Below are 23104 nucleotides of genomic sequence, written 5' to 3'. Positions count from 1 at the left end.
ATAATCCGGCTTTGGGGGAGAAGCCGGATTGGTTCATTATGCTCGTGCTAAAAGGAAATATTCTGTTTTATTTTGCAAAAGCGTGACGGTAGCCTTGTACTTTATTCCATCCGCCGCGAGTGAAGTCGGGTACTTCTACCGGAGCTGAATTGTTCTCGATAGAAAGTCTGGTAAGTTCAGCCATGCAACACCATTCTGCCAGGTCATAAACGTCCATATCCAATGGCAGTCCATTCTGCAAGCAATATGCCAGACGGTAGTCCATGATAAAGTCCATACCACCATGTCCACCTACTTTCTTGGCTGTTTCTTCCAACTCTATATGAATAGGATCTTTATATTTATCCATCAAGGCTTTTTTTACGTTTTCAGGTACAGAACCATGTGCATTCAGATTCTCATGATTAGGCACATCTTTTGAATCAACTTGTGAAGGTCGCAGGCAATATTCTTCAATCGGATATTTGCTTGCGTAACCATCGGCTCCCACTATCTGATACATACGGCTGTATGGGCGTGGAGTCATTACGTTGTGCTGAATCAACATTGTTTTACCGTTCTCTGTGCGAATCAGGGTAGAAGTCTGGTCACCATTCTGGAAGTCAGTCACCTCTTCTCCTGTTTGTTTCTTAATATAAGCCGGTCCGTTGACAGCTTTCGTATCCATCGATACCAATGTTTTTATGCGGTCACCACGGTGGATATTAAGTACCTGACAAGCAGGGCCCATGCCATGGGTAGCATATACATCACCGCGGTGTAGATGATTATAATCCATTCGCCAGTTATTCCAGTATTCAGGCCAGAAATCTTCCAGATTATGGATATATGAACCTTCTACATGAAGTACTTCTCCGAATACGCCTTGTTGTGCCATATTTAAAGAAGTCAGTTCAAAGAAGTCATATACGCAGTTTTCGAGCTGCATACAATGCTTACGTGTCTTTTCGGAAGTATTGATTAGCTGCCAGATTTCATCCAGTGTCATGGCGGCAGGAACTTCGATAGCTACATGCTTACCGTGTTCCATGGCATAAACACCCATTGCTGCATGATGTTTCCAGTCGGTGGCTATGTATACCAGATCAATATCGTCCCGTTCACAAAGTTGCTTCCATGCCTCTTCCGAGCCACTGTAAGAAGCAGCTTCAGGAAGTCCGGCATTCTTCAAAATATCTTGTGATTTTTCAACACGTTCGGGAAGCAGGTCGCATAATGCTACAATCTTAGTTCCCGGGATATGGGTCCAGCGTGCCACGGCACCAGGACCACGCATTCCTAATCCGATGAAACCGACACGAACGGTATCAATTTTAGGAGTAACGAGTTGGATTACATCTTCTTGTCCGGCAGGGCGGGCAGGAGTTTCTACTTTGATAGGAGTAAAGGCTTCGGGAGCCTTTGGTTGTAGAGTACAACTGGTGTGCCAAGTTAACAAAGCCAAGCCGATAGCCGTGACTGTAAATAGTTTCTTCATCATATTTTAAAGTTTTTAATAGGGGTTATTCGATGTTTTTCATTTACGTGTCAAAAATAGTAATTAATTAGCCAACTATTTATATTTATAATCGATATTTTCATCATAAAAGTTTCTATTATGAGGTAAAAGATGAGTCTGACTTTTTCTACCTGATTTTGTGTAGGCTTATGTGATGTCAAATACATATAAAAGACATGCCATAAAAAGGCTCTTCCTAAAAAGAAGTCACCTTTTTAGAATTGCTTAACGTTTACTGCTCCTGTTGGGGTAAACTACCTACTTCGTCTGTACTTCTGATAGAACCTAGTATTTGTATTTTTTCCAGGCTCCCCTGGTGAAATCCGGTATTTCTACTGCCATGCTCTTATTCAGTACAGATTTTTCACTTAGTTCTGTGATACACGACCATTCGGCTGCATCGTATACATCCATATCCAGTGGAAGCCCGTTGCGCAGACAATGAATAAGGCGGTAATCCATAACATAATTCATTTCATTGGGTAGGCCTCTGCGATGTGCTTCTTCGCCAATGGTTGCGTTAAAAGGATGTTTATAGCGTGCCATCATTTTTTCTAGCAGTTCTCCTTCAAGTGGAGTGTCTCCATTAGGATCTAGGGCGATACAGGGGACAGGGTATTTTTGGGCGAATCCCAGTGTGCCGCATACTGTTTGAAGGCGGCTGTAAGGACGTGGGGTGGATATGTCGTATTGAAGCATGATTGTCTTCCCTTTGAGCGTGTGGATAAGAGTGGTGTTTACGTCTCCCAATTGATATTTCTGGTGGGCTTCCGGTGAATATTCGCCGAATAGTCTGCGGGCATACTCGCTCATTCCTGCCTGATGAGTAGACATGGACACGAGATATTCCATTCTGTCACTGCGATGAATATCCAGTATCTGGCAGGCGGGGCCCAACCCATGAGTGGGATAAGGATTGCCTGTATGTTCGATGCTGTATCTTTTCCCCCAATGGTTGTGATAGCCGCCTTCGCTCTCTTCGGCAAAGTACATTGAACGAAGATCGTGAATGTAGGCTCCTTCTACATGCATGATTTCTCCGAACAATCCTCGTTGGGCCATGTTGAGAGTCATTAGTGCAAAGGGATCATAACAACAATTTTCGAGCATGATGCAGTGTCGCCTGGTTTTTTCTGCAGTGTCTACCAATTGCCAACATTCTTCCACGCTCATAGCAGCCGGAACTTCAATAGCTACATGTTTATTGCATTCCATTGCGAAAGTTGCCATTGGAGTATGCATTAACCAGTCGGTGCAGATGAATATTAAATCTACTTCATCCGATTCGCACATCTTCTTCCATCCCTCCACTCCGGTATATCCGGTGGCTTCGGAACGGTCGGCTTCTTTTAATAGTTGTTGGGCCTTACTTAGATTTCCTTCTCTTATTTCACAAAGAGCTTTGATTTCTACTCCTTCAATTTGCAGATAACGTTGTAAGGTGAGCAATCCTCGATTGCCCAGTCCTATAATCCCGATGTGGACAGTGGGGATAGGGGGATGTGCTAGTCGGAGTACATGCGATTGTACCGGAGAATTTTTCATAAGCTTAGCGGTCTAAAATAAAACAAAAAAAGAGAATCTAATTTCTCAGATTCTCTTTGGAGAGCGGAAGACGGGGCTCAAACCCGCGACCCTCAGCTTGGAAGGCTAATGCTCTATCAACTGAGCTACTTCCGCAATTTTTGTGGGCAAAGATGGATTCGAACCACCGAAGTCGAAAGACAGCAGATTTACAGTCTGCCCCATTTGGCCACTCTGGTATTTGCCCTTTTTTGCTTTTGAGGAGGTTTGTTTCTCAATTGCGGTGCAAAGATACAACTATTTATTTAAACTCCAAACAAAATCGATCATTTTTATTGCAGTAATTGCACATTCATCTCCTTTGTTACCCAGTTTGCCACCGGCACGATCCTCTGCTTGCTCCATTGTATTTGTGGTAATTAATCCGTAAATGACTGGTATATCGCCAGTTGCGTTTAATTCGGTAATTCCTTGGGTTGCTCCCATGCAAACATAATCAAAATGTGGGGTATCTCCTTTAATTACGCAACCAATTGCAATAATTGCATCAAGATCGCAATTTTCCATCATTTGGTTGGCTCCAAAAGTAAGTTCGAAACTTCCCGGTACAGTTTTCACCAGAATATTTTCGTCTTTTGCTCCATGTTTTTTTAATGTATCGACTGCGCCTTTCAGTAAAGCACCGGTAATATTGAAATTCCATTCGGATACGACGATACCAAATTTCATTGCTTCTGCATTCGGAACGGAATTGAAATCATATTCGGATAAGTTATGGTAAGCTGTTGCCATAGTTAATTAAAAGTTGAGAATTATAAAATGAAGATTTGAGAGTATGAGAGATTTAAGAAGAAAGGCACGGATTTCACGGATTCCACGGTTTTAATAGATAGTCCGCTTAATCCGGTGTAATCCGTGCCTCGATTTCCTTATATAATAGATGGTATATTATTTTTTCATCAATTTAGCTTGCTCGATATATTTGTCGATGTCCATAGCCTGATAAGATTGGAAATATTTATCCTTGATCTTAGTGTAAGCGTTTACAGCATCGTCATATTTTCCCTGTTTTACCAGGATTTCACCAGCTTGTATCAGGAAGATCGGGCTTAATGTGTTGTTGTCAGCTTTGTCTGCTGCCGACAATAAAGTAGAAGCCGCTTTGTCTAATTGGCCAAGTTGTGCGTAGCAGTTACCTGCAGCACCCAAAATTGCCGGAGCAACCATTTGGTCTTTTCCATTGAAGCTGTCCAGCATCTTCACTGCTTCTTCATATTTGCCAAGTTGTGCGTAGCAAATACCAGCATAAGCTTTTGCCAAATTGGCAGCTTTTGTTCCGCTGTAGTCATCAGCAACTTTCAGGAAACCTGTATAACCGATGCTGTCACCGTTCAAAGCTTGTTCAAAAGCATCCTGTTCAAAGTATTCCTGTCCTTTGAAAAGAGCTGCCTGTGCTTTTTCTTCACGTGGTTCAGCATAGAGGTTTTTGTACATGATAAAACCTGCTACAATAATAATCACAGCAACAACACCGCCAATAATTGCGTTTTTGTACTTGATAAGAAATGCTTCCGATTGTGTCAGTGCATCTTCTACGTTCAGATGTTCGTTCTGATTCTTTTGTTCTGCCATTTTATATGATTCTTTTTGTTATTATTCACAGTTTGATATTTCGACTCGCAAAAGTAGTTTTTTTATATCTACAAACGAAATTTAGAAGCATCTTTTTTTGTTTTACACCCGAAAACCACGAAAATCTTGCTACTTTTGTGAACAAATTAACGTGTACACAATGATACTGAAACGAATATCCATATTAAACTATAAGAATCTGGAAGAGGTAGAACTGGGATTCTCTGCTAAGCTGAATTGTTTTTTCGGACTGAATGGAATGGGAAAGACGAATTTGCTGGATGCGGTGTATTTCTTGTCTTTCTGTAAGAGCTCCGGAAACCCGATTGATTCTCAAAATATTCGTCATGAACAAGACTTTTTCGTGATTCAGGGCTTTTATGAAGCGGAGGACGGAACTCCTGAAGAGATTTATTGTGGGATGAAACGCCGTTCGAAGAAACAATTTAAGCGGAATAAGAAAGAATATAGCCGTTTTTCGGACCACATCGGTTTTCTGCCTTTGGTGATGGTTTCACCTGCCGATTCCGAATTGATAGCCGGGGGAAGTGAGGAGCGTCGTCGGTTTATGGATGTAGTGATTTCGCAGTATGATAAGGAATATCTTGAAGCGCTGATACGGTATAATAAAGCATTGGCGCAGCGTAACACATTGTTGAAGAGTGAGTTTCCGGTGGAGGAGGAGCTGTTTCTTGTATGGGAGGAGATGATGGCGCAAGCCGGTGCAATCGTATTCCAGAAACGTGAAGCGTTTATCCGGGAGTTTATTCCTATTTTCCAATCTTTCTATTCCTTTATCTCGCAGGATAAAGAGGTGGTGGGATTATCTTATGAGTCTCATGCGCGGGATGCTTCTTTGTTGGAAGTGTTGAAGCAAAGCAGGGAGAGGGATAAGATAATGGGATTCTCTTTGCGTGGGATTCATAAAGATGAGTTGAATATGTTGTTGGGTGAATTCCCGATAAAGAAAGAAGGTTCGCAGGGACAGAACAAAACGTATCTGGTAGCATTGAAACTGGCGCAGTTTGATTTCTTGAAGCGTACCGGCCGGACTGTTCCTTTATTATTATTAGATGATATTTTCGATAAGTTGGATGCTTCCCGTGTAGAGCAAATAGTGAAGCTGGTGGCTGGAGACAATTTCGGGCAGATATTTATAACGGACACGAACCGGGGACATCTCGACCGTATTTTACATAAGGTAGGCAGCGATTATAAAATATTTCGTGTAGAAGAGGGCACAATTCAAGAAACGGAGGCTGATAATGAAGCGCAATGATGCCGAACAAATAGGAAAACTGATTCAACAGTTTCTTCGTCAGGAGAGTTTGGAATCTCCGCTGAACGAACAAAGACTGCTGGATGCCTGGCCTCAAATCTTGGGACCGGCAGCGGCTTATACCAGCAATCTTTATATTCGTAATCAGACATTATATGTGCATCTGACTTCCGCAGCTCTTCGTCAGGAATTGATGATGGGGCGTGAGGTATTGGTGCGCACGCTGAATCAGAGAGTCGGAGCTACCGTAATTACAAATATTATTTTTCGTTGAAGAAAGATATTCTGTCTATAACCTTTATATCTAGCTTCCAGAGTGTTTCGGTTGCACGGTTGTAATAAAAAGGGTTTTCCAAATATTGATTGTTATGGGCGTCTACGCCGATGATAGCGGTGCAACCTTCATGGGCGGCTATTTTCCAGAAATCCGGATGAGGAATGGTAGTAATACCATGAATATCATTGTACTCTTCATATCCGATATTATATTCCAACGGTAAGTTTAACCGTACTGCCGTCCGGCAGATATGTCTGCTGACTAGCTTACAATGACGATCGAACTCGGGGTAAGAACGCATAAATAAATCCGGATGGGCAAGGTAGGCAAATAGTCCGCTTTCCATTCCTTCAATAGCACTCTCTTCATAGAGTTCGAGCATGTCTACCGAATCTGTATTCCGGCCGAAGTAGGGGAACTTCTCATCTGTGTGAAAATGGTGATTTCCAAAGATGATATAGTCCAGTTTATATTCTTTGATGATTCCTTTTAACCAGTGTATGTATTCAGGAAAGTATTCGCATTCCAATCCTATTTTTATGCTGATTTGATTTTTATATTTCTCTTGCAGCGAACGGATACTTTCCACATATCCCGGTAACTCTTCGGGAAGCATCCGGATGTCGGATATATAATCAGTGTGATATTTCCACGGAGTGTGGTCAGAAAAGCCTAATTCTTGATAGCCGCCTTTGATGGCACTTAAAACAAATTCTTCGTCACTCCCTGTCGCATGATGGCAGCGGGTGGTGTGGGTGTGATAATTCGTCTTCATTGATTGTTATGATTATATCCATGCGGATGTCGAATGATTCCGCCGGAACTTCTTCTACTAATTGAAATGGGAAACAGATTCCTGCTTTATAGGCTGATGGTATGCGTGGCAGGAGACGGTCATAATATCCTTTTCCCCGCCCCAAACGGTTACCTTTAGCATCGAAAGCTACTCCGGGAACGACGATGAACTCTATGGCTGCATAGTCTGTGAATATTTCTCCGGTTGGTTCTGCTATACCGTAGATGCCGCTGATTGACATGTCTTCCGGTCCGGTGTATATCCGTAGTTCTAAATCATCGCCTACTACTACAGGGAGTAGAATCCGTTTTTCGCTACTCCATTTTTGAATAAAGGCATGTGTATCTACTTCGTCATTCAGCGAATGGTATAGTAATACAGTATTTGCCGCCCTGAAAGCCGGATGGGCTTCAAGGGCGGCAAGTATATTAGCTGATTGCAGCTTTCGCATAGTTGAATCCGCGTGTTTGGTCTTCAGTAATGCTATATGCTTGCGCAGTTCTTTTTTTCTTTCCATCTTTTTTATCCTTCGTCACTTCTTCTTCAACGGCTACCGGAGCTTTGGGGAAAGCTTCTCCTTTTTCAAGTATCTCAATACCTTTAATGACAGTAGCATCTGTCTTGTTGAAGTATTGGAGATAGGCTTCCAGTCCAAGCATATTGTAGATGATGTTGCCAAAGAGGTTCTTTTCCAATAGTTTGTATGATTTCTGAATGAGGATATTTCTTCTTTTCACTCCTTTACTGTCGGCAAAACGGACAAACTGTTCCACCAAACCTTGATGACGAAGATAGTTTAGTAATTCTTCCTCAGTTTCGTATTGGCTTAACTTCTTCCGGTTATTGTCGGTGTATTGGAATGTGAACTGAATAGTCAGTCCCCGGTTAATAACTGTCGATAGATAAGAAGTGACTCCCGTTGTATCCTGCGGTACGAATATATCCGGCATGATACCACCGCCGCCATACACAGTACGTCCCAAGCTGGTATTATAACGTTCGCTCTCATTCTGCTTGATACTATCACGTGAGAAAAATTCTCCATGTTCGTAACGGGTGTATAAATCCAGCTCGTAGTTACGGTCTTTACCGCTTTCGTATGGGCGTTGGATGCAACGTCCGGATGGGGTGTAGTAGCGGGCGATTGTCAGGCGGATAGCCGATCCGTCACTGAAATCGATAGGCTGTTGCACAAGTCCCTTACCGAAAGAACGGCGTCCTACAACTGTACCCCGGTCGTTATCTTGAATAGCTCCGGTGAAAATTTCACTGGCGGAAGCAGATCCTTCGTCAATCAATACAACGAGCGGCATTTTCTGACAACTACCCGTACCGTTGGCAAATTCTTCTGCACGTGGATATTTACGGCCTTGAGTATATACGATCAACTTACCTTCAGGCAAGAATTCATTTACCATGCGGATAGCAGCTTCCATATATCCTCCGGTATTACCGCGCAGGTCAATGATTAGACCTTTGCATTTTTTGTGGTTGAGTTGTGCTAATGCATTAAGCAATTCCACATGGCTGGTACGTCCGAATTTGCTGACTTTCACATAACCGATATCGTCGTTTACCATGTAAGCAGCATCTACGGTATTTTGAGGAATGTCTCCACGTGTGATGTTGAAGTGTAATAAGTCCTTTTCTCCTGTTCGTTTGATTCCCAATTTTACCTGTGAGCCTTTCGGACCTTTCAAGGTGCGCATAGCCCGTTCGTTCGTTACTTTCTTGCCGACAAACAAGCTATCATCTACAGTAACAATGCGGTCGCCCGCCATTAATCCTATCTTTTCAGAAGGACCTCCCTGAACAACAGCATTGACATGAATGGTGTCATTCTGTATGGTAAACTGGATGCCAATTCCGCTGAAGCTGCCTTCCAGTTCAGAGTTGACTTCTTCGAGATTTTGGGCTGGGATATAAGTTGAATGCGGATCCAGTTCGGCTAGAATTTGCGGCATGGCTTTTTCTACCAAATCGGCCATGTTTACGGTGTCGACATATTGATCGTCTACAATGCGTAACAAAGCGTTTAGCTTATTGGAGGAACCATTAATGATACCCAAACGGTTGCCGGCAAAATGCTTGGCATAAAATGTACCGATAAGAATCCCGACTACCACACTGACTGCTATGATGACAGGTGTAAAACGTGAAGAGTTTTTTGTACTCATGTCTATTCCTTTTTTAAAACGTTCGTCTTCTTATTTATTTGGAGAGGAATTATCATCTAACTCTGTGTAGATAACTTCGATTCCCGCCCGTTTTAATAACTCTATTCCATCTTCCAGGCGGTAATGCTCGGAATAAACTACCCGTTTGATTCCTGCCTGTATGATTAACTTTGCACATTCGATGCAAGGAGAGGCGGTGACGTACATGGTAGCACCGTCGCTACTGTTATTTGAACGCGCTATTTTGGTAATGGCATTGGCTTCCGCATGCAGAACGTATGGTTTTGTCAGGTTGTTTTCATCTTCACATACATTCTCGAATCCGGAAGGTGTTCCATTATATCCGTCGGAGATAATCATTTTATCCTTAACAATTAAAGCTCCTACTTTACGGCGTTGACAATAGGAATTTTCAGCCCATATACTGGCCATACGTATATAACGTTTGTCAAGTTCTAATTGTTTCTTTTCAGTGTCCATGTTGTTTACTATTTACTGCTTACTACCCGGAAAACCATACGGAAAGTTTGTTTACCGGATGCCGGTTTGTATAAAAGGTATAAGTTATTACTATCTCCTTCGTAAGATGTAGCTGCATTAAGCCCCTCTATAAAATTTTTGGCGAGTTTGTCGTCGCCATAACTACCTGCAGTGGTAACTGTAGCTTTGAAGCTATTGTTTTTGGCGTTGGCATTCCATTTTCCTTCAAAAGTACTGGTTGCAATTACAGTTCCTTTTATATTTCCGTTAATAACATCTCCATCTACTGTGCCATCAAATACAATATTATATGTACCGTTTTTATTAAGCTCTTTAATACTTGCTTTCTCTTGTTCTTCATTCTCCCAAAAGCCAAACATCTCATGACCTCCATCTACTGTGATATAATTTAGTTTCCAGGTTTTTCCTGTAAAGATAGCAGCTACATCGTCCGAATCATTACATCCTGAAAATAAAGGAAGCAATAAAAGCAATCCTACTATTTGAAATATACTTCTCTTCATATTTAATATCTAATAACTTAATACTTATTTCTTTATCCCATTTCTGATTAGCAAAGCATCAATGCTCGGTTCCTGTCCGCGGAAACGTTTATAAAGTATCATCGGATGTTCCGTTCCTCCTTTCGACAGAATATTATTGCGGAATGAGTCTGCCACTTCCTGATTGAATATCCCTTTTTGCTTGAATAATGAAAATGCGTCGGCATCCAATACTTCCGCCCATTTGTAGCTATAGTATCCGGCGGCATATCCACCGGCAAAGATGTGGGAGAATTGCGTACTCATACAAGCTTCTTGTACTACCGGCAATATTTGCGCATCCTTCCAGGCTTCTTGTTCATAAGCTTTCACATCTCCTTCAAAAGGAGTGTTGTGCGTATACCATGCCATATCAAGTAAACCGAAACTTATTTGTCGTAGACAAGCATACGCAACATTGAAGTTTGATGCATCTACAAGGCGTTTTATCAATTCATCCGGCAATACTTCTCCCGTCTGATAATGGCGGGCAAAGGTATTGAGGAAATCTTTCTCTATGGCGAAATTTTCCATAATTTGCGAGGGAAGCTCCACGAAATCCCAATATACATTGGTTCCACTTAAACTCCTGTAAGTAGAATTGGCAAACATACCGTGCAGACTATGCCCGAACTCATGCAAGAATGTTTCTACTTCATTGAAAGTCAATAAAGCGGGCTTATTCTCGGTTGGTTTGGTGAAGTTCATCACAACGGATACATGAGGGCGGCTGTTTTTACCGGTCTTTTTATCTATCCATTGGTCCTTATAACTCGTCATCCAGGCTCCGGCCCGCTTTCCCGGACGCGGATGGAAATCGGTGTATAAGACGGCTAAAAATTTACCGTCTTTATCAAACACTTCAAAGGCTTCTACCTCTTTATGGTAAACCGGAATTTCTGTATTTTTCCGGAAAGTGATTCCATATAACTTTTCTGCCAAGCCAAACACCCCTTTCTTCACTTGTTCCAGTTCGAAGTAAGGGCGGAGCATTTCTTCGTTGATATTGAATTTTTTGTCCTTTAGTTTATTTGAATAATAACTCCAGTCCCAAGGCATGACAACGAAATCAGCTCCCTGTTCTTCGCGAGCCAGTTCTTGTATCTCTTTATATTCTTGTTGTGCAATAGGAGTGTATGCTTCCAGCAGTTGGTTGAGCAGCTTGTATACCGACTTGCTGTTTTCAGCCATTCTTTTCTTTAGCGTATATTCCGCATAATCTTTGTATCCCAGTAACTGGGCTATTTTCATGCGTGTATTGGCTATCTTTTTTACGATGTCGATATTATTGAATTCGTTATCGTGTGTACATTTGGTATTATAAGCCATATAGAGTTTTTGACGTAAATCCCGATTGTCAGAATACGTCATGAAAGGAATATAGCTTGGAGCGTGAAGTGTGAATGCCCATCCTTCTTTTTCTTCGTTCTTGGCCGTTTCTGCAGCTGCTTCTATGATAATTTCAGGTAGTCCGGCGAGGCTCTCTTTTTTCGTTAACAGCATTTGATAAGCATTCGTCTCTTTCAGGTTGTTTTCACTGAAGGTAAGCGTCAATTTACTCAATTCGGTAGTCAGACGACGGTATTCTTCCCGTGCTTCTCCTTCTAAATTGGCGCCATGACGAATAAAACTGTTATATGCATTTTCCAGTAACTGTTTTTGTTCCTGTGTTAGTTGCAAAGTCTCTTTTTGGTTATACACTTCCTTCACACGTGCGAATAGCTTTTTGTTCAGTGTGATATTATTGCTGTGTTCACTAAGCAACGGCATAATCTTTTGAGCGAGTTCTTGTAGATCGTCATTCGTTTCTGCGCTCAACATATTACCGAAGACGGCAACTACTTTGTCCAGTAATTCCCCTGACTCTTCGAAAGCTTCTATCGTATTGGTAAAATCAGCCTTTTCCGGATTCTGTATGATGGCCTCTATTTCAGCATTTTGTAGCTTGATTCCTTCGAGGATAGCAGGCTCATAATGTTCAGTTTCAATCCGGTCAAACGGCACGGTTTCGTGCGGCGTATGGTATTGCCCGTAGAAAGGATTCTGGGCATTTGTTATATTGTTCATAGTGCAAACTAGTATCAATGTTATTAATAATCTCTCCATAGAGTTACAAAGCTACTAAAATTGTAGCTTATTCAACGGATAACACGTTGCTTTTTAACAATATATAAAATGAAATGTATAAAAAAACCGCTACGGTTTCCCGCAGCGGTTTCTATATTGTTCAGGCTTCTAATTAAGCGTTAACTGATGCCATGTGAGCGATCAAGTCAAGAACTTTGTTAGAGTAACCGATTTCGTTGTCATACCAAGATACAACTTTAACGAAAGTATCAGTCAAAGCGATACCTGCTTTAGCGTCGAAGATAGAAGTACGAGCGTCACCCAGGAAGTCAGAAGAAACTACTGCATCTTCAGTGTAACCCAAGATACCTTTCAATTCGCCTTCAGAAGCTTCTTTCATTGCAGCGCAAATTTCAGCGTAAGTAGCCGGTTTAGCCAAGTTAACTGTCAAGTCAACTACAGATACGTCCAAAGTCGGAACACGCATAGACATACCAGTCAATTTGCCGTTCAATGCAGGGATTACTTTACCTACAGCCTTAGCAGCACCAGTAGAAGAAGGGATGATGTTGCCAGAAGCAGCACGACCACCTCTCCAGTCTTTCATAGAAGGACCGTCAACTGTTTTCTGAGTAGCAGTTGTAGAGTGAACTGTAGTCATCAAACCGTCAAGGATACCGAACTTGTCGTTCAATACTTTAGCGATAGGAGCCAAACAGTTAGTAGTACAAGAAGCGTTAGATACGAATTGAGTACCTTTTACATATGTTTTTTCGTTTACACCGCAAACGAACATCGGAGTGTCATCTTTAGAAGGAGCTGACATTACAACATATTTTGCACCAGCTTCGATGTGAGCCTGAGCTTTGTCTTTGCTCAAGAACAAACCTGTAGATTCAACAACGTATTCTGCACCTACTTCATTCCATTTCAAGTCAGCCGGATTTCTTTCAGCTGTGATACGGATAGCTTGACCGTTAACGATCAGTTTGCTGTTTTCAACATCTGCTTCGATAGTACCGTTGAACTGTCCGTGCATCGTGTCATACTTCAGCATGTAAGCCAAGTAATCAACCGGGCAAAGGTCATTGATACCTACGATTTGAATATCGTTTCTCTCCATTGCAGCGCGGAAAACGAAACGTCCGATACGTCCGAATCCATTAATACCTACTTTAATCATTTTGTTTAAACTTTTAAGGGTTTTATAATATTTGTTCAAATATCTCTCGACCTGCGCACTTGTTTTATTTTCAAATGCGGTGCAAAATTACAAAAATGTTTTTATATTCGCATATTAAATTCACATTAAATATTGAAAAAAGATGGGAAAGAGCACATTTTTACAGGACTTTAAGGCGTTTGCTATGAAAGGTAACGTCATAGACATGGCTGTCGGTGTAGTTATTGGTGGTGCGTTTGGAAAAATCGTATCATCATTGGTTGCTAATGTTATTATGCCTCCGATTGGTTTACTGGTTGGCGGTGTGAACTTTACGGATTTGAAATGGGTGATGAAAGCGGCGGAGATTGGTGCTGACGGTAAGGAGATAGCTCCGGCTGTGACATTGGATTATGGTCAGTTTCTGCAAGCCACCTTTGATTTTCTGATTATTGCTTTTGCTATATTCTTATTTATACGGTTGATTACGAAACTGACAACTAAAAAACAGGCAGAAGTGCCAGCTACTCCTCCGGCTCCTCCTGCACCAACGAAGGAAGAAGTCTTGTTGACGGAGATACGCGATTTGCTGAAAGAAAAGAATAGTTGATTCTAATTAAAATAAAGGAGATTCCAAGTATAAACTTGTGAATCTCCTTTATTTTTCTCTTCATTATTAATATAGATTGCGTACTTTTTTCTACTTTTGCAACTCAATTTATTCAAAATCCAACCATTGATATGCAGGAAAAAATAATAATTCTTGATTTCGGTTCGCAGACAACACAGCTTATAGGCCGTCGTGTACGTGAATTGGATACGTATTGTGAAATTGTTCCTTATAACAAATTTCCTAAAGAAGACCCTACTATTAAAGGAGTCATTCTCTCCGGAAGTCCTTTCTCGGTTTACGATAAAGATGCTTTCAAAGTAGATTTGAGTGAAATTCGTGGTAAATATCCGATATTGGGTATTTGTTATGGTGCACAATTTATGTCATACACCAATGGCGGAAAAGTGGAACCAGCCGGAACACGCGAATATGGACGTGCTCACTTGACTTCTTTCTGCAAAGATAATGTGCTATTTAAAGGTGTACGTGATGGATCGCAGGTATGGATGAGTCATGGAGATACGATTACTGCTATTCCTGATAATTTCAAGAAAATAGCTTCAACAGATAAAGTAGAGATTGCTGCTTATCAGGCAGAAGGTGAGCAAGTGTGGGGTGTTCAATTCCATCCGGAAGTATTCCATAGTGAAGACGGAACTCAAATCCTGAAGAACTTTGTGGTAGATGTTTGCGGTTGCAAACAAGACTGGTCGCCGGCTTCTTTCATTGAAAGTACGGTTGCCGAGCTGAAAGCGCAGTTGGGGGATGATAAAGTCGTTCTCGGTTTGAGTGGCGGAGTTGATTCTTCAGTTGCAGCAGTGTTGTTAAACAAGGCTATCGGTAAGAACTTGACTTGTATCTTTGTAGATCACGGTATGCTACGTAAGAATGAGTTCAAGAATGTGATGAAGGATTACGAGTGTCTCGGTCTGAATGTGATTGGTGTTGATGCCAGCGCAAAGTTCTTCGCAGAACTGGCTGGTGTGGCTGAACCGGAAAGTAAGCGTAAGATTATAGGTAAGGGCTTCATCGATGTATTTGATGTGGAGGCTCACAAGATAAAAGACGTGAAATGGCTGGCGCAGGGTACCATTTATCCGGATTGTATTGAGTCATTGTCTATTACGGGTACAGTGATAAAGAGCCATCATAATGTAGGCGGTCTTCCTGAAAAGATGAATCTGAAGTTGTGTGAACCGCTTCGTTTGTTATTTAAGGATGAAGTGCGCCGGGTAGGTCGTGAGCTGGGTATGCCGGAGCATCTGATTACTCGTCATCCGTTCCCGGGACCGGGACTGGCAGTGCGTATTTTGGGAGATATTACTCCTGAAAAAGTACGTATTCTGCAGGATGCTGACGATATCTTCATCCAGGGATTGCGTGACTGGGGATTGTATGATAAAGTATGGCAGGCAGGAGTTATCTTGTTGCCGGTACAGTCTGTGGGCGTAATGGGAGATGAACGTACTTATGAAAGAGCGGTTGCTTTGCGTGCTGTGACATCTACAGATGCTATGACAGCCGACTGGGCACATTTACCTTATGAATTTATGGGTAAGGTATCGAATGATATTATTAATAAGGTGAAGGGAGTGAACCGTGTAACCTATGATATCAGTTCCAAGCCACCAGCAACCATTGAATGGGAATAATAACATTATCCATCATAAAAATAGCCTCAACGGAAATTCCTGTTGAGGCTATTTTTATGATGGATAGTTTCTTTTTTCTGATTGGTCAGTCCGTATCTACTCGTTTACCAGCTTCTGTGCGTCCGGAATAAGAATCTCTTTCCGGCGTAACTCTAATAGTCCTTTATCTTGTAGCTCGTTGAGTGCTTTCGATGTATTCAACCGGGTATCATCTAAGTAGCGGGCAAGGTCGTCCATTTTTACTTTGAATATCTTTTCTCCCTGTGTCTTTTCACAATGTAACAGGAAAAAACGAATGATTTTCTCTTTTAAATCCTGTGTCGGCTCTTCCCATAAACGGGAATAAAGGTTTTGTGCCCGGTTACTGACAATATTCATGTAGTTGAGCCGGAATATTTCATATTTGAACAGGTCGCTAAGTACGAATGCTTTGCTGATACTGACTGTATGTGCTTCCGTATGTGCCACATAAGCAGAAGTGTAATTGGTATTCATGCCAAACAACGACTGTGGTTCCAGCAGGTAAGGTGCTTCCATCTGTTCGATGACGGTGTATATATTTTTTTTGGAACTTGTGACGATAGAAACCTCTCCTTTTAACAGGAAGCAGAGTTGTTTACACGGACTACCACTCTCTATGATAGTTTCTCCCACTTTATGCTTGATAAAGTGTAGCTTGACTTTATCCAGAATACTTGTGAAATCTTCATGACAAAGACCTTGAAATAAAGGCAATTGGAGCAAAGTGTCGAACATTGTTTCCATATGTTGTAATCTCTTGTTAATCGTACAAATTTACTCATAATACAATACTGCTGTCAACATCTGACCATTCTTTTTGTTTTTTTTATTGTTTGAATGCATAAAAATAGAGTATATTTGCAGAAAAAAAGGAGGAAATTATGTTCGCAGGCTTCAATTGGCAGCAGATGATTAGTGCGTTTATCGTACTTTTTGCCGTGATAGACATTATCGGCTCTATACCTATTATAATTAACCTGAAAGAAAAAGGGAAAGATGTGAATGCAATGAAAGCTACTGTCATCTCTTTTGCTTTGCTGATCGGATTTTTCTATGCGGGAGATATGATGCTGAAACTCTTTCATGTAGATATTGAATCGTTTGCAGTAGCCGGTGCATTTGTCATTTTCCTTATGTCTTTGGAGATGATTCTGGATATTGAGATTTTCAAGAACCAGGGTCCTATCAAAGAAGCAACTTTGGTGCCGCTTGTCTTTCCTCTGTTGGCAGGTGCCGGAGCTTTCACCACTTTGCTTTCTCTTCGGGCAGAATATGCCAGTGTTAATATCATTATAGCTTTAGTTTTGAATATGATCTGGGTTTACTTTGTAGTGAGTATGACCGGTCGTGTAGAACGTTTCTTGGGAAAAGGAGGCATCTATATTATTCGTAAATTCTTTGGTATCATCTTATTAGCTATTTCTGTGAGGTTGTTTACAGCCAATATAACGTTATTGATTGAGGCGTTGCATCGGTCTTGATTTTCTTATTAAATTGAAAGCTATTGTATCGGATGTGCCATCGTGTTGGCACAACTGTGACATGTCTTTGTCGCACTTGTGCCACTTTGATGTCACAAGTGTGCCAATGTGGTGGCACGAGTTGGCATTTATAACGTTTCTTCTTCTGCTGCTGCTGTTGTTTCTTCTTCTGTATTTTCTTCCTCTTCCATTTCGTCCGCAAAAGGTTCCGGGCGTTGCGGTCCGTGATTTACGAAAACGAAAGCACAGAGTGTTCCCATAATTCCTCCGCTAAGATGTCCTTCCCACGACATATTGGTGGGGGAGAAATAAGGAAACATATGCCATATAATCCCTCCATATAAAAAGGTGACAAGTAAAGAGATGGCAATGAGTGGAACATATTTGCGGAGAATACCACTGAAAAAGAGAAAGAAGGCAAGTCCGTAAATTAATCCGCTGGCACCAATGTGCCATCCCGGTTTTCCAATCAGGAAAGTAAGTAGCCCGCCTCCGAACCAGATTAGGATAAAAATCTTACCTGCTATCCCCCGGTAAAAGTAAAAAAGACACCATGACAAGAAAAATAAAGGAATTGTATTTGCCAGTAAATGACTAAATCCGCTGTGTATCAATGGGTGAGTTAAAATACCTACCAGCCCCCGTTTCTCCATAGGATATACCCCCAAGCGAGAGAAGTCCCAGTCCATTCCGACTTCCATAATCTTGAGTATATAGAGAATAAAAATAAGAAACAAAGGCTTTGCTGCAGCCAGCATGATACGCTGAATATCTTGCTTCATGACATTCTTTTCTTTAGATATTTTACGCAATACTACGAATATTTGCACAAAATCTGAAAATAAAAAGCCTTTTTATTTTTGTTTTTATCTATAATTTGTACATTTGGGCGTTATACCCGTTGTATATGATGCTACAGCCCATATATGCGGTATGTAACAATAAATAGATATATGATATAATGACCAATAAATTAACCTTTAATAATGCACAACTATGAGTTATTTACGATTTGACAAGACCCTCATGACGAATCTGGAAGAGTCTCTTCAAAGAGAAATCCTCCGGACGAACAAAGCAGGAGCTTATCATTGTACGACGATTGTTGATTGTAACACACGCAAATATCACGGCCTGTTGGTAATTCCAGTTCCCAATATCGACGATGAAAATCATGTGCTGCTATCTTCTCTTGATGAAACGGTAATTCAACACGGTGCGGAGTTTAACTTGGGATTGCACAAATATCAGGGAAACAACTTTAGTCCTAACGGACACAAGTATATCCGCGAGTTTGATTGTGAGCATATCCCGGCAACAACTTACCGTGTCGGAGGTGTTATCCTCCGCAAAGAAAAAATCTTTGTACATCATGAAAATAGAATCCTGATTCGTTATACTTTGCTGGATGCGCATTCGGCTACGACTTTGCGCTTCCGCCCGTTCCTCGCTTTCAGGAGTGTACGTGAGTACACACATGAAAATGCGCAGGCAAACCGCGAGTATCAACTTGTGGAAAATGGTATTAAAACCTGTATGTATCCCGGATATCCGGAACTATATATGCAGTTGAATAAAAAGTGTGAGTTTCATTTCATGCCTGACTGGTATCGGGGTATTGAATACCCGAAAGAACAAGAGCGTGGGTATGACTTCAATGAAGACCTTTATGTTCCCGGTTATTTTGAGGTGGATATAAAGAAGGGGGAGAGCATCGTATTCTCTGCCGGAACTTCAGAAGTGACTCCCCGTAGATTGAAACAAACATTTGAGGCTGAAGTGCTTGATCGTACCCCTCGTGATAGCTTTTACCATTGTCTGAAGAATTCCGCTCATCAGTTCCATAACCAGCAGGAAGACGAACATTATATTCTTGCCGGTTATCCGTGGTTTAAATGTCGTGCACGTGATATGTTCATTGCCCTGCCGGGACTGACGCTTGCGCTCGATGAGGTCGATCAGTTTGAGGATGTGATGAAAACGGCGGAAAAGGCAATTCGCAATTTTATAAATGAAGAACCAGTAGGCTACAAGATTTATGAAATGGAGCATCCTGACGTTTTGCTTTGGGCTGTCTGGGCTTTGCAGCAATATGCAAAAGAAACTTCCCGTGAGCAATGTCGTCAGAAATACGGAGAACTTCTGAAAGATATAATGGAGTTTATTCGTCAGCGGAAACATGAGAATCTTTTCTTGCATGATAATGGATTACTTTTTGCCAACGGTACGGATAAGGCGATTACATGGATGAATTCTACAGTGAACGGACATCCGGTGATTCCTCGTACGGGGTATATTGTTGAATTTAATGCGTTGTGGTATAATGCGTTGCGTTTTATAGCTGATTTGGTGCGCGAAGGAGGAGACGTATACTTGGCGGATGAACTTGATGCGCAGGCAGAAGTAACCGGAAAGTCTTTTGTCGAGGTATTCCGTAACGAATATGGTTATCTGCTTGATTATGTAGACGGTAATATGATGGATTGGAGTGTACGTCCTAACATGATATTTACCGTAGCGTTTGATTATTCTCCTTTGGATCGTGCACAAAAGAAACAGGTGCTTGATATTGTGACCAAAGAGCTGCTCACTCCGAAAGGAATTCGTTCGTTGAGTCCGAAGAGTGGCGGATATAATCCGAACTATGTAGGTCCGCAGATACAACGTGATTATGCTTATCATCAGGGAACGGCTTGGCCTTGGTTGATGGGATTCTATCTGGAAGCTTATCTTCGAATTTATAAGATGAGCGGATTGTCATTCGTTGAACGCCAACTGATTAGTTATGATGACGAAATGACAAGCCACTGTGTTGGTTCCATTCCCGAGCTATTCGATGGGAACCCGCCTTTCAAAGGACGCGGCGCAGTATCGTTTGCGATGAATGTAGCAGAAATACTGCGTGTCTTAAAGCTACTGTCTAAGTATTATTAAAAAAGGAGGAACGAAGATGAAAGTTTTAATGTTTGGATGGGAATTCCCTCCCAAAATATATGGTGGTCTTGCGGTTGCTTCTTATGGAATAACTAAAGGATTGAGTCTGCAAGGTGATATGGAGACGATTTTCTGTATGCCTAAACCGAGCGGTGAAGAAGAAAAGTTCTTGAAAATAATCGGTATGAATCAAGTACCCATCGTGTGGCGTGATGTCAACTACGACTACTTGAAATCCCGTTTGTTGGAAATGACACCGGAAGAATATTACTCTTTCCGCGATCATATTTATGCCGATTTTTCTTATATGCATGTGAATGATTTGGGGTGTATGGAGTTTGCTGGTGGTTATCCCGGGAACTTGCACGAAGAAATTAATAATTTCTCGATCATTGCCGGAGTAGTAGCCCGTCAGCAGGAGTTTGATATCATTCATGCGCATGACTGGCTGACTTACCCTGCCGGAGTACATGCCAAAATGGTTAGCGGAAAGCCGCTTTGCATCCATGTGCATGCTACGGATTTTGACCGTTCTCGTGGCAAAGTCAATCCTACTGTTTATTCGATTGAGAAGAATGGTATGGATCATGCCGATTGTATCATGTGCGTATCCGAGCTTACTCGTCGCACTGTTATTAACGAGTATCATCAGGACCCCAGAAAGGTATTTGCCATGCATAATGCTGTTTATCCATTGTCGCAGGAACTGCTGGATATTCCACGTCCCGATCACTCAAAAGAAAAGGTGGTCACTTTCCTTGGACGTATTACGATGCAGAAAGGACCGGAATATTTTGTAGAAGCTGCTGCGCTTGTATTGCAGCGTACTCGTAATATTCGTTTTGTAATGGCGGGGTCAGGCGATATGTTGAATGCCATGATTAACTTGGTTGCTGAACGTGGTATTGCCGATCGATTCCACTTCCCGGGCTTCATGAAAGGCAGACAGGTATATGAGGTTTATAAGAACAGTGATGTATTTGTCATGCCGTCTGTCTCTGAACCTTTCGGTATCGCTCCGCTGGAAGCCATGCAGTGTGGAACACCTTCCATCATTTCTAAACAGTCTGGGTGTGGCGAGATTCTTGATAAGGTGATAAAAACTGACTATTGGGATATTCATGCAATGGCTGACGCTATCCATTCTCTGTGTACCAATCCGTCTCTTTTCGAATATCTCAAAGAAGAGGGAAAGAAGGAAGTAGATGGGATTACGTGGGAAAAAGTTGGCTTGAGAATCCGTGCTCTCTACGAGTCTGTGTTAAGAAACTATGGTAAATAACAAAACAATAAATAAAATGAGAACTATCTGTCTTTATTTTGAAATACATCAAATTATCCATTTGAAACGTTATCGTTTCTTCGATATTGGTAATGACCATTATTATTATGATGATTATGCCAACGAAACGGGTATGAATGAGGTCGCTGAACGTTCGTATATTCCTGCTCTCAATGCGTTGATCGAGATGGCGAAAAACTCGGGTGGTGCTTTTAAAGTAGCACTTTCTATCTCGGGAGTAGCCTTGGAACAATTGGAAATTCATGCTCCGGCAGTCATTGATTTATTGCATCAGTTAAATGAAACTGGTTGTTGTGAGTTCTTATGTGAACCTTATTCGCATGGTTTGTCTTCACTGGCTAACGAGGATTGCTTCCGTGAAGAAGTACTTCGTCAACGTGATAAGATGAAACAGATGTTTGGCAAAGAACCGAAAGTGTTCCGCAACTCTAGTCTGATTTATTCTGATGAAATTGGTGGATTGGTAGCTTCTATGGGCTTCAAGGGGATGTTGACGGAAGGTGCTAAACATGTGTTGGGGTGGAAGAGTCCGCATTATGTTTATCACTGTAATCAAGCTCCAAGTCTTAAGCTCTTGTTGCGGGATTTCAAACTCTCTGACGACATCAGTTTGCGCTTTTCTAATTCGGAGTGGGCGGAATATCCGTTGTTTGCTGATAAGTATATTAATTGGATCGATGCATTGCCACAAGAAGAACAGGTCATCAATATCTTCATGGAATTGAGTGCACTTGGTATGGCTCAACCGTTATCTTCTAATATTCTTGAATTCATGAAGGCACTGCCTGAATGTGCAAAAGCTAAAGGAATCACATTCTCTACACCGACGGAAATCGTGACGAAGTTGAAATCTGTATCACAGCTTGATGTTGCCTATCCGATGTCATGGGTGGATGAAGAAAGAGATACTAGTTGTTGGTTGGGTAATGTCATGCAACGCGAGGCTTTTAATAAACTGTATAGTGTAGCCGAACGTGTTCATTTATGTGATGACCGTCGTATCAAACAGGATTGGGATTATTTGCAGGCTAGCAATAACTTCCGTTTTATGACAACTAAAAACAATGGTATGTGGTTGAACCGTGGTATCTATGATTCTCCTTATGATGCTTTCACCAACTATATGAATATTTTGGGTGACTTTATCAAACGGGTAGATGCACTATATCCTATCGATGTAGACAGTGAAGAATTAAATTCTTTGTTAACTACCATTAAGAATCAGGGAGATGAAATTACTGAATTGGAGAAGGTATTGGCTAAATTACAGGCAAAAGTAGAAGCGGCAAAGAAAACGGCAGCAAAAAAAGCTACAACTGCTAAAGAATCGGTAGTGAAAGAGGACCCTGCTGCTAAATCAAAACCTGTTGCGAAGAAAACTGCAGTTAAGAAAGCAACAGCAGAACCGAAGAAGGCTACGGGGAAAGCTAAGAAGGTTACAGTTAAATAAGATGTATAAGAATTATTATATATGGAACCGTGGGTGAGATAAAAGGCACTCACGGTTTTTTATGATAGAGATTTTAAGGGATTTCAATGAATGTCTTTTTTTGTATAATACAAAGGGTGAAATTTACCTTGGCTGCTTTCATCTGAATATATATCTATAAAATAATGAGGTTGTGTCAAAACGTTGGCACAACCTCTTTTATATTTTACAGTTCTG

The 23104-nt window shown here is 41.4% G+C and carries 21 protein-coding genes and 2 tRNA genes; 8 read left to right on the top strand and 15 right to left on the bottom strand.

Annotation, left to right across the window (positions count from 1 at the left end; all coding sequences use genetic code 11):
• Positions 1-67: 67 nt before the first annotated feature.
• The 6 genes from DWZ47_RS17185 to DWZ47_RS17160 form a co-directional block, all read right to left on the bottom strand.
• Positions 68-1477 (bottom strand): Gfo/Idh/MocA family protein, encoded by a 1410-nt coding sequence (locus DWZ47_RS17185; RefSeq protein WP_117513984.1) that lies wholly within the window; start codon positions 1475-1477, stop codon positions 68-70.
• A gap of 306 nt (positions 1478-1783) precedes the next feature.
• Positions 1784-3043 (bottom strand): Gfo/Idh/MocA family protein, encoded by a 1260-nt coding sequence (locus DWZ47_RS17180; RefSeq protein ID WP_004308568.1) that lies wholly within the window; start codon positions 3041-3043, stop codon positions 1784-1786.
• Between the two features lie 62 nt (positions 3044-3105).
• Positions 3106-3178, bottom strand: a tRNA-Gly gene (locus DWZ47_RS17175).
• 8 nt (positions 3179-3186) lie between these two features.
• Positions 3187-3269: transfer RNA gene (locus tag DWZ47_RS17170), tRNA-Tyr, on the bottom strand.
• Positions 3270-3319: 50 nt separating this feature from the next.
• Positions 3320-3814, bottom strand: coding sequence for a 6,7-dimethyl-8-ribityllumazine synthase (gene ribH / locus DWZ47_RS17165; RefSeq protein WP_004301766.1), 495 nt, complete (start codon positions 3812-3814; stop codon positions 3320-3322).
• Between the two features lie 156 nt (positions 3815-3970).
• Entirely contained in the window at positions 3971-4654 is a 684-nt protein-coding gene (locus DWZ47_RS17160; RefSeq protein WP_004301767.1) for a tetratricopeptide repeat protein, read from the bottom strand.
• 160 nt (positions 4655-4814) lie between these two features.
• On the opposite strand from DWZ47_RS17160, the gene recF reads away from it, so the two are divergent.
• Together recF and DWZ47_RS17150 are read left to right on the top strand one after the other, a co-directional pair.
• Positions 4815-5933 (top strand): DNA replication/repair protein RecF, encoded by a 1119-nt coding sequence (recF, locus tag DWZ47_RS17155; RefSeq protein WP_032855812.1) that lies wholly within the window; start codon positions 4815-4817, stop codon positions 5931-5933.
• Complete coding sequence (locus DWZ47_RS17150) at positions 5920-6207, top strand: DUF721 domain-containing protein (protein WP_004301769.1); 288 nt, start codon at positions 5920-5922, stop codon at positions 6205-6207. The genes recF and DWZ47_RS17150 overlap by 14 nt, the downstream gene beginning before the upstream one ends.
• Here DWZ47_RS17150 and DWZ47_RS17145 read toward each other — a convergent pair.
• The 7 genes from DWZ47_RS17145 to gap form a co-directional block, all read right to left on the bottom strand.
• Positions 6194-6985 carry a histidinol-phosphatase gene (locus DWZ47_RS17145; protein WP_117513948.1) on the bottom strand — a complete coding sequence of 264 codons (792 nt, stop codon included), beginning with the start codon at positions 6983-6985 and terminating at the stop codon, positions 6194-6196. The two genes, DWZ47_RS17150 and DWZ47_RS17145, sit on opposite strands and share 14 nt — an antisense overlap.
• Complete coding sequence (locus DWZ47_RS17140) at positions 6930-7457, bottom strand: 5-formyltetrahydrofolate cyclo-ligase (protein WP_004301771.1); 528 nt, start codon at positions 7455-7457, stop codon at positions 6930-6932. Before DWZ47_RS17140 ends, DWZ47_RS17145 begins: the two co-directional genes overlap by 56 nt.
• Complete coding sequence (locus tag DWZ47_RS17135) at positions 7435-9183, bottom strand: S41 family peptidase (protein WP_117513945.1); 1749 nt, start codon at positions 9181-9183, stop codon at positions 7435-7437. The genes DWZ47_RS17140 and DWZ47_RS17135 overlap by 23 nt, the downstream gene beginning before the upstream one ends.
• Before the next feature lie 30 nt (positions 9184-9213).
• On the bottom strand, positions 9214-9663 hold the full coding sequence (locus tag DWZ47_RS17130) for a dCMP deaminase family protein (RefSeq protein WP_004301773.1): 450 nt from the start codon (positions 9661-9663) through the stop codon (positions 9214-9216).
• Between the two features lie 8 nt (positions 9664-9671).
• Positions 9672-10187: a DUF4847 family protein gene (locus DWZ47_RS17125; protein ID WP_004301774.1), complete on the bottom strand. Its 516-nt coding sequence runs from the start codon at positions 10185-10187 to the stop codon at positions 9672-9674.
• Between the two features lie 24 nt (positions 10188-10211).
• Positions 10212-12272: a M3 family metallopeptidase gene (locus DWZ47_RS17120; RefSeq protein ID WP_117513943.1), complete on the bottom strand. Its 2061-nt coding sequence runs from the start codon at positions 12270-12272 to the stop codon at positions 10212-10214.
• A 172-nt stretch (positions 12273-12444) separates the two neighbouring features.
• Positions 12445-13455: a type I glyceraldehyde-3-phosphate dehydrogenase gene (gap, locus tag DWZ47_RS17115; protein ID WP_004301776.1), complete on the bottom strand. Its 1011-nt coding sequence runs from the start codon at positions 13453-13455 to the stop codon at positions 12445-12447.
• Positions 13456-13597: 142 nt separating this feature from the next.
• Here gap and mscL point away from each other — a divergent pair, with 142 nt between their 5' ends.
• The gene (gene mscL, locus DWZ47_RS17110; protein WP_004301777.1) at positions 13598-14044 is read left to right on the top strand and encodes a large-conductance mechanosensitive channel protein MscL; all 447 of its coding nucleotides are present in this window, start codon (positions 13598-13600) and stop codon (positions 14042-14044) included.
• Positions 14045-14175: 131 nt separating this feature from the next.
• Positions 14176-15699: a glutamine-hydrolyzing GMP synthase gene (guaA, locus tag DWZ47_RS17105; RefSeq protein ID WP_117513941.1), complete on the top strand. Its 1524-nt coding sequence runs from the start codon at positions 14176-14178 to the stop codon at positions 15697-15699.
• A gap of 96 nt (positions 15700-15795) precedes the next feature.
• Here guaA and DWZ47_RS17100 read toward each other — a convergent pair whose 3' ends face one another.
• Positions 15796-16464, bottom strand: a complete 669-nt coding sequence (locus DWZ47_RS17100) for a Crp/Fnr family transcriptional regulator (RefSeq protein WP_117513939.1) — start codon at positions 16462-16464, stop codon at positions 15796-15798.
• 137 nt (positions 16465-16601) lie between these two features.
• Between DWZ47_RS17100 and DWZ47_RS17095 the strand changes: the two genes are divergently transcribed.
• The gene (locus DWZ47_RS17095; RefSeq protein ID WP_004301781.1) at positions 16602-17201 is read left to right on the top strand and encodes a MarC family protein; all 600 of its coding nucleotides are present in this window, start codon (positions 16602-16604) and stop codon (positions 17199-17201) included.
• Positions 17202-17329: 128 nt separating this feature from the next.
• Here the strand turns inward: DWZ47_RS17095 and DWZ47_RS17090 are convergent, their stop codons facing one another.
• Positions 17330-17983 (bottom strand): rhomboid family intramembrane serine protease, encoded by a 654-nt coding sequence (locus tag DWZ47_RS17090; protein WP_117513982.1) that lies wholly within the window; start codon positions 17981-17983, stop codon positions 17330-17332.
• Between the two features lie 214 nt (positions 17984-18197).
• On the opposite strand from DWZ47_RS17090, the gene DWZ47_RS17085 reads away from it, so the two are divergent.
• The 3 genes from DWZ47_RS17085 to DWZ47_RS17075 are packed head-to-tail and all read left to right on the top strand — an operon-like array spanning position 18198 to position 22888.
• Positions 18198-20135, top strand: a complete 1938-nt coding sequence (locus DWZ47_RS17085; RefSeq protein WP_032843100.1) for a glycogen debranching enzyme N-terminal domain-containing protein — start codon at positions 18198-18200, stop codon at positions 20133-20135.
• 16 nt (positions 20136-20151) lie between these two features.
• A complete protein-coding gene (locus DWZ47_RS17080) occupies positions 20152-21417 on the top strand; it encodes a glycosyltransferase family 4 protein (RefSeq protein WP_004309013.1) in 1266 nt (421 codons plus the stop codon).
• A gap of 16 nt (positions 21418-21433) precedes the next feature.
• Entirely contained in the window at positions 21434-22888 is a 1455-nt protein-coding gene (locus DWZ47_RS17075) for a glycoside hydrolase family 57 protein (protein ID WP_032843102.1), read from the top strand.
• Positions 22889-23104 lie beyond the last annotated feature (216 nt).

It is taken from the genome of Bacteroides sp. AF32-8BH (genome assembly GCF_003435205.1).
GTDB classification, from domain to species: Bacteria; Bacteroidota; Bacteroidia; order Bacteroidales; family Bacteroidaceae; genus Bacteroides; species Bacteroides ovatus.
The sequence above is the reverse complement of the archived record's forward strand: the minus strand, read 5'-3'. Positions and strand labels throughout refer to the sequence as shown.